This window comes from bacterium (assembly GCA_016786595.1).
Taxonomy (GTDB): Bacteria; Bdellovibrionota_C; UBA2361; order SZUA-149; family JAEUWB01; genus JAEUWB01.
This window is the reverse complement of sequence record JAEUWB010000019.1, coordinates 1-2,129: the sequence shown is the minus strand read 5'-3', so window position 1 is coordinate 2,129 and position 2,129 is coordinate 1. Positions and strand designations below refer to the sequence as shown.

Genomic DNA, 2,129 nt, shown 5'->3' with positions numbered 1-2,129 from the left:
ATCGGGGTAAGGGTAATGCGGTGCGTACTGGTGCAGAGCACGCCCTAGGTGCGGTGATCCTCTTTACCGACGCTGATGGCTCAACTCCATTTGCCGAATACGCAAGACTAGCTCAGGCGCTAGAGCAAGGGGCAGATATCGCGATTGGTTCACGCGGACTAGGTTCAGCGGAAACAAAGGTAGAAGCACTGTGGTATCGAAAAATTATCGGGCGGGTCTTTAACTTTCTTGTTAATACATTTCTTGTTCCGGGCATTACCGATACCCAATGTGGATTTAAGTGCTTTAAGCGCAACGCCGCAGAATTTGTATTTACTCGTCAAACTGCGGAACGTTTTTCCTTTGACGTGGAGCTACTTTTCTTGGCCCGCAAGGGTAATTTTATAGTGCGCGAAATTCCTGTGAACTGGCATAATGTTGAAGGATCCAAGGTCAATTTGATCACGGATTCAGCGCGAATGTTTATTGATTTATTATTATTTATCGTAAAAGACCTACGCGGCTGCTATCGGAAGTAGATATGGAAGATGACTCTCAAGAAAAAAAGCCTCAGGTCCTAGTCCTGCCGCAGATGCTCCATTTTCTGAAAACCTATGCGGCTTCATCTGAAGTAGATTTGCAACGCGCGCTCTCGACATATAAAATGTATGAATCGAAAGAAGCCGTGAAGCGCTTACAGAATGAATTGATTTCAATCAAAGCCAGTAAAGTGGCACCGGCTGTGCTGGATCGTGTGATTTCAAAGAGGCGTATAACCCGATACGGAAGTTATGAACGTTTTGCTGAACTGATGATTCTTTGGCTACTTCAAGCCAAGACATAAACTGCAGCGTTTCATCGAATATGCTAGCGACTAGAAGAACCGCCCTTATAGAGCTTCATTTCTTTAATATTTTGTGTTTCTTGACCAGCAAAGTCTACCTTAGTCTCTAGAATCTTAATGCGGTCTTTCTCAATTGAAACAATCGTTCCGCCGGACTTACCAATTTTAGCGCCTGTTCCTACTGTATATCCTCGGCCGCTTTCATCTTCAACAATCGCTCGCGGAGAGCCGCCAGTATCGCCAAGCACCGCAGTTAAACGTAGCTGCCCAAGCTCGTAGCGTTCAAGAGGTGTTTTGCCTTCTTCATCAAGTCGTCTGGAGAAGTCAAAAGGTTCAAATGGATCGCGTTTGCCTGTTGGGTCGTAGACGAAATCTTCAAGTTCCATGGTATTAGGATTGATGAATTCGACTTTGGAAAGATCGATTGTGTCGCCGGAGAGGATTTCAGCACCGGCAGTTTGCTGACCCTGATTTGTTGGAGACTGAGTTTTGATTGCAAGTTTAGGATCGGTAGAGTCAATATTTAACGAATAAAATGTTCCAGTTTTTTGATAGGTAAAAGGTTTGCCGGTGCGTGGGTTACTGGGTAGCGCATCAAAGTATCTTGGAATTAATAATGAGAGCGTATCCGGCGGACTGCCGAAATTAGCAATATAGTCGACGAGCGCAAGTTGGATTCGTAGAAGAGCCTCTTCCTCGCCTGACAACGGCTTCTGACGTTTTGCTTTTTCCACACCGTTATCAATAGCTGTTCGGATTGTCGCCTCATTATTTCCAGTATGTCGTGAGCGAATGTACGCACGCAGCCCCGCATAAATGCCAAACAGGACCAGCAGCAATGCAAACATTCTCTTTGATCGGTCTTGTCGTCGTCCCATTTATTTAGGCTCTTGGGTTAATTTGAAAATACATTTTACTGTTTTTACTACGCTGAATAGTTGAGGCAAGAAATGTTTTTTCCCTATTATTATGAATTCAATGGATTTAAAAAGCTCTCTTCAACTAACATGATGGGAATACCTTCACGAATCGGGTAAATTATTTTATTATCTGCACGCATTAATCCCCCGTCTATAGTTTCAGATATTGCCTTCCCAGCTCTATCGACGATCTTGCCTGATTGGATAAGCCCATTAATTTTAACAAGATCTGATTCAGACACTATTGTTAGGCTGGATTTAGTCTCAGGGCAGACTAAAATATTAAGTAATTCTTGACTAATCATGACTATTTTATCCTTATTGAGCCTTAAAAGTCATTTAAAGTTAAAACTGGGGTAGAAAAGTAATTGCCAATATATTACCTA

The 2,129-nt window shown here is 43.0% G+C and carries 4 protein-coding genes; 2 read left to right on the top strand and 2 right to left on the bottom strand.

Features of this window, described 5'->3' with window-relative positions:
- Positions 1–518, top strand: a 518-nt coding sequence (locus tag JNK13_03740; GenBank protein MBL7661847.1) for a glycosyltransferase, incomplete at its 5' end; no start/stop codon positions are given.
- A 2-nt stretch (positions 519–520) separates the two neighbouring features.
- Positions 521–823, top strand: a complete 303-nt coding sequence (locus JNK13_03735) for a hypothetical protein (GenBank protein ID MBL7661846.1) — start codon at positions 521–523, stop codon at positions 821–823.
- Positions 824–846: 23 nt separating this feature from the next.
- Here JNK13_03735 and JNK13_03730 read toward each other — a convergent pair whose 3' ends face one another.
- Positions 847–1,701, bottom strand: a complete 855-nt coding sequence (locus JNK13_03730; protein MBL7661845.1) for a pilus assembly protein PilP — start codon at positions 1,699–1,701, stop codon at positions 847–849.
- A gap of 89 nt (positions 1,702–1,790) precedes the next feature.
- Positions 1,791–2,048 (bottom strand): hypothetical protein, encoded by a 258-nt coding sequence (locus JNK13_03725; GenBank protein ID MBL7661844.1) that lies wholly within the window; start codon positions 2,046–2,048, stop codon positions 1,791–1,793.
- Positions 2,049–2,129: the final 81 nt, after the last annotated feature.